At 63.0% G+C, this 5,468-nt stretch carries 4 protein-coding genes; 1 reads left to right on the forward strand and 3 read right to left on the reverse strand.

All coding sequences use genetic code 11. The features are described 5' to 3' along the window. Positions 1–149 (reverse strand): FAD-dependent oxidoreductase (locus ORS3428_RS31175; protein WP_122984374.1); only part of this gene is annotated, 149 nt, incomplete at its 3' end. A 368-nt stretch (positions 150–517) separates the two neighbouring features. Next, a complete protein-coding gene (gene mnmE, locus ORS3428_RS05585) occupies positions 518–1,828 on the reverse strand; it encodes a tRNA uridine-5-carboxymethylaminomethyl(34) synthesis GTPase MnmE (RefSeq protein ID WP_071095344.1) in 1,311 nt (436 codons plus the stop codon). A gap of 131 nt (positions 1,829–1,959) precedes the next feature. Between mnmE and ORS3428_RS05590 the strand changes: the two genes are divergently transcribed. After that, the gene (locus tag ORS3428_RS05590; protein WP_071095347.1) at positions 1,960–3,978 is read left to right on the forward strand and encodes a thioredoxin domain-containing protein; all 2,019 of its coding nucleotides are present in this window, start codon (positions 1,960–1,962) and stop codon (positions 3,976–3,978) included. 296 nt (positions 3,979–4,274) lie between these two features. Here the strand turns inward: ORS3428_RS05590 and rho are convergent. Further along, on the reverse strand, positions 4,275–5,468 hold a 1,194-nt coding region (gene rho / locus ORS3428_RS05595), incomplete at its 5' end, for a transcription termination factor Rho (protein WP_071095349.1).

A 5,468-nucleotide genomic window follows, 5' to 3' on the forward strand; every position in this document is an offset into this window, starting at 1 on the left:
CCGATGGCCGGGTTGCAGGACATGACGCCGATCGTGTCGAAACGCAGTGTCACCAGCGCGGTCTTGGCGCCGGCCCGCGCGGCCGCACTTGCCGCTTCGCACCCGGCATGGCCACCGCCCACCACCACCACATCATAGTGATTGGTCATTTCAAGAATCCGGTTTCAGAGATTGTCCGACACATGTCCCCGTCGGCGCTGGCTGTCAAGGATGCAGTGGCAGGAACTGCAGCGGTGATCACCACGAGGCGTCGGCGCTGCCCCTCATCCCGCCTGCCGGCACCTTCTCCCCGTACAGACGGGGAGAAGTGGGCTGGCCGCGACGCCGGCTCTCGACTTGGAACATCGGCGTTTGGCGAAGCCGCGAAGACAGCGCAGGCAGGTGAGGGGCAGGGCGAACCTCCGACACTCAGTCGCGCCTGGACGACTCGTTTCACGTGAAACACGCATCAGGCGCATCCTGCCGCTGTTTCACGTGAATCACCAATCATCGCAGACCGCAAAGTGTTTCACGTGAATCACTTACCGATGCAGAACTGCGAAAAGATGACGTCGAGCATATCCTCGACATCGACCGAGCCGATGATGCGCCCGATTCGATCCGTCRCCAAACGCAGATCTTCCGCGCGCAGCTCCTGGCTCTGTCCCGCCAGGGCTGTGCCAAGAAAGTCCTTCCCTTGCTTCAACAGTTCGACATGCCTAAGCCTGGACGGCAGAACGTCCCCCGCGTCGCCGATCGCCGACGCCRCCCGGCGGCCGATTTCTTCCAGCAGCCCAGAAAGCCCCGTGCCGTCCTTGGACGAAATAACCCAGTCATAGGTATCATCGTTTGCCGCCTTGAGGTCGGCCTTGGTCCCGATCGTCAGCAGCGGAACGCCAGCCGGAACCGTACCCACGGGCTGCGGATCCACCATGTCCTCCAGCAGCAGGACGAGGTCGGCGCCCCCGGCCTTGGCGCGCGCCCTCTCGATACCAATCGTTTCAACCTTGCCGGCGCTCTCGCGCAGACCGGCGGTATCGACAATCCGCACCCGCATCCCGTTGAGATCCAGCACCACTTCCAGCAAATCGCGGGTCGTGCCCGGCTCATCCGTGACGATTGCCGCCTCTCGTCGCGCCAGCGCGTTGAACAGGCTGGACTTGCCGGCATTCGGCGCGCCCAGGATGACCACCTCGAAACCATCGCGGATAATCTCCGCGGCTTTGAACCCTTGGATGTGGCTTTCGATCTCGCCGATCATCGCCGCGACGTCGGACCATACCGCCTCCGAGACGGAACCTGGCACATCCTCCTCGTCGGCAAAATCGATCTCCGCTTCGATCATAGCCCGCGCATGGATGAGGCGGCGGCGCCAGCTGGAATAAAGTTCGCTTTGCGCCCCTTCCGCATTGCGCACGGCGAAGCGGCGCTGCGCTTCCGTCTCGGCATTGACCAGATCGGCCAGCGCCTCCGTCTCGACCAGATCGAGCTTGCCAGTCAGAAAGGCGCGCCGCGTGAACTCTCCAGGYTCGGCGTGCCGGACGCCGTCAAACCCGGTAATCGTCTCCAGCATCTTCGCGGCAACGGCGCGGCTGCCATGCACATGGAACTCRGCAACATCCTCGCCGGTGAAGCTGCCCGGTCCGGGAAAGAACACGACAAGGCCGTGGTCGATGACCGAGCCATCGGGCGCCATCAGCTTGCGCAACGTGGTGAATCGATCCTTAACATTGCCGCCGGCGATCGTTTCGACCACGAATCGAGTCTTCGGGCCAGAAATGCGGATAACCGCGATTCCGGCCGGCAGGCGGCCGCTCGAAAGCGCGACGATCGAATCCTTCGAAGTCATTTGGGAAACCATTTGCCGGCCCTGCCGAACCGCCCTACCTATTTTGTTCCGACGCAATTCCGGACGGAACGCCGCTGCGCAGCATTTCCGGAATTGTCCTGCTCATCAACAACCAAGCCGAGCCGTTCATCGTGACCCTGCCTGCGCGAAACCTGCTTGCCGAAGAGGCCAGCCCCTATCTCCAGCAGCACAGCGACAATCCAGTGCACTGGCGGGCGTGGTCGCCGGCCGCACTTGCCGAAGCGAAGGAGCTGGAACGGCCGATCCTTCTCTCCATCGGCTATGCAGCCTGCCACTGGTGCCATGTCATGGCGCACGAGAGCTTCGAGAACGACACCGTCGCCGCCGTCATGAACCGGCTCTTCGTCAATATCAAGGTCGATCGCGAGGAACGCCCGGACATCGACCAGATCTATATGGCGGCGCTCCAGGCGATGGGCGAGCAGGGCGGCTGGCCATTGACCATATTCCTGACCCCCGAAGGCAAGCCCTTCTGGGGCGGCACCTATTTTCCCCGTGAGCCGCGCTATGGCCGGCCAGGCTTTATCCAGGTACTGGAGGCAGTCGACAACGCGTGGCGGGAGAAGCAACAGAGCCTCGCCGAGAGCGCCGATGGGCTTATCGCCCATGTCGAATCGCAGCTCGCCGGCGCAAAAGGCAAGGCGGTGCTCGACCGCGACACGCTTGCCGACCTCGCCGGCCGCATCGACAGCATGATCGACCGCGAAGCCGGCGGCCTGCGCGGCGCGCCGAAATTCCCCAACGCGCCTTTCATGCAGACCTTGTGGCTGTCCTGGYTGCGCGACGGTCACACCGCGCATCGCGACGCCGTGCTGCTCAGCCTCGAGAAAATGCTCGCCGGAGGCATCTACGACCATGTCGGCGGCGGCCTCAGCCGCTATTCAACCGATGCCGAATGGCTGGTGCCGCATTTCGAGAAGATGCTTTACGACAACGCCCAGCTCGTTCGCCTTTGCAACTGGGCCTATGCCGCAACAGGCAATGATTTGTTCCGGAGGCGAATCGAGGAAACGATTGCCTGGCTGCTGCGCGAGATGCGGATCGAAGGCGGCGCCTTTGCCGCCAGTCTCGACGCCGACAGCGAAGGCGAGGAAGGGCTGTTCTACACCTGGAGCAGAGACGAGGTGGAAGCCGCACTCGGCCGCGATTCAGCGGCCTTCTTCGACTATTTCGAACTCGCTGCTCCGCATGGCTGGGAAGGCAAGCCGATCATCCGCCAAAGCGAGGCGCAGCAACGGAAGGGCATCACCGAATATGCCAACCTGTCGCCACTGAAGGCAAAGCTGCTGGCCAATCGGGAACAGCGCGTCAGGCCCGGCCGCGACGGCAAAGCTCTCACCGATTGGAACGGATTGATGATCGCGGCGCTGGCGGAGGCYGGCCGCTCTTTAGCGCGACCTGACTGGATCGGCGCCGCAGCAAAGGCCTTCGCCCATATCGTCAATGCCGGCGAGGACGGCCGACTGCCGCACTCCATGCTGGGTGAGAAGAAACTCTTTCCGGCGCTGTCGAGCGACTATGCCGCGATGACCAATGCCGCGATCGCGCTGTTCGAGGCGACCGGTGATCCGGCCTATTCGGATCACGCCAGGCAGTTCGTCGGCGAGCTCGACCACTGGCATCGGGATGGCGAAAAGACCGGTTACTACCTGACGGCATCCGACAGCGGCGACGTGCTGATCCGTATCCGCGGCGATGTCGACGAGGCAATTCCCTCAGCGACGAGCCAGATCGTCGAGGCGTTGGTTCGGCTTTCCTCGCTCACGGGCGATCCCGATCTTGGGGAAAAGGCCTGGACGACCRCCGAGCACGCCATGGGCCGCGCCGCCCGCCAGGCCTATGGCCAGGCCGGYATCGTCAACGCCTGTGCCATGGTGGTCGAACCGCTGAAGCTCGTTCTTGTCGACAAGCCGGATTCTGCAACCCTTGTTCCGGTGGCGAATCGAAATCTTGACCCGCGCCGGGTGGACATCGTCGTGCCGATCGGTACGCAAGCGAATCGACCGCTGCTGCCCGGCGGCGTACTGCCGCCGACGGACAAGCCCGGCGCCTGGTTCTGCACCGGGCAGGTCTGCCTGCCGGCAGTGACGGAGCCGGCGGAGTTGGAGAAGCTGTTGCGGCGGGGGTAAGGGCTGAGCGGCGAATAAAAGCGCAACGCTATCCCTCGGATTGTCTCGAGCGTCGGCGCCGCCCCTCATCTGGCTGCCGCTATCTTTTCCCCCGTAGTACGCGGAGAAGGGCGCCGTCGCCACCGATTTCGCCAATCGCCAACGTTGCAAAAAGAAGCGCTGCAGCCACAGCTGCCTCTTTCTCCCCGTTTACGGGGAGAAATGCCCGGCAGGGCAATGAGGGGCAGCGCCGGCGTCCACCATTGGCAACAACCGGAGGAGGAGCCATCCTCGATGYGATCCTCGCCTCAACCCAATCACGTATTCATCGAATCGAAGAAATCGGCGTTGGTCTTGGTCTGCTTRAGCTTGTCGATGAGGAACTCGAWCGCGTCGGTCGTTCCCATTGGCGCGAGAATCCGGCGCAGCACGAAGATCTTCTGCAAATCCTGGCGCGGCACCAGCAGGTCTTCCTTACGGGTGCCGGACTTGAGGATGTCCATGGCCGGATAGATGCGCTTGTCGGCCACCTTGCGGTCGAGCACGATTTCCGAATTGCCGGTGCCCTTGAACTCTTCGAAGATGACTTCGTCCATGCGGCTGCCGGTGTCGATCAGCGCGGTGGCGATTATGGTGAGCGAGCCGCCTTCCTCGATGTTGCGGGCGGCGCCGAAGAAGCGCTTCGGGCGCTGCAGCGCGTTGGCGTCGACACCGCCAGTCAGCACCTTGCCGGATGACGGCACCACAGTGTTGTAGGCGCGGCCGAGACGCGTGATCGAATCGAGCAGGATGACGACGTCGCGGCCATGCTCGACCAGGCGCTTGGCCTTCTCGATCACCATTTCGGCGACCTGCACGTGGCGGGCGGCCGGCTCGTCGAAGGTCGAGGAGACAACCTCGCCCTTTACCGAGCGCTGCATGTCGGTCACTTCCTCGGGACRCTCGTCGATCAGAAGCACGATCAGATAGCATTCCGGATGGTTGGTGGTGATCGAATGCGCGATGTTCTGCAACAGCACCGTCTTGCCGGTGCGCGGCTGCGCCACGATCAGCGCGCGCTGGCCCTTGCCGAGCGGCGCCACCAAGTCGATGACGCGCGCGGAGATGTCCTTCGAGGTCGGGTGCTCCATCTCCATCTTCAGCCGCGAGGTCGGATAGAGCGGCGTCAGATTGTCGAAGTGGATCTTGTGGCGGATCTTTTCCGGGTCGTCGAAATTGATCGAGTTGACCTTGAGCAGCGCGAAATAGCGCTCGCCCTCTTTCGGGCTGCGGATCGGTCCTTCGACCGTATCGCCAGTCTTCAGCGAAAAGCGCCTTATTTGCGAAGGCGAGATATAGATGTCGTCGGGACCCGGCAAGTAATTCGCATTGGCCGAGCGCAGGAAGCCGAAGCCGTCCTGCAGAACCTCGACCACGCCGTCGCCGATGATCTCAACGTCCTGCGCGGCGAGCTTCTTCAGGATCGCGAACATCAGCTCCTGCTTGCGCATGACGCTGGCGTTCTCCACCTC

Source organism: Mesorhizobium sp. ORS 3428, from assembly GCF_001854785.1.
Classification (GTDB): domain Bacteria; phylum Pseudomonadota; class Alphaproteobacteria; order Rhizobiales; family Rhizobiaceae; genus Mesorhizobium.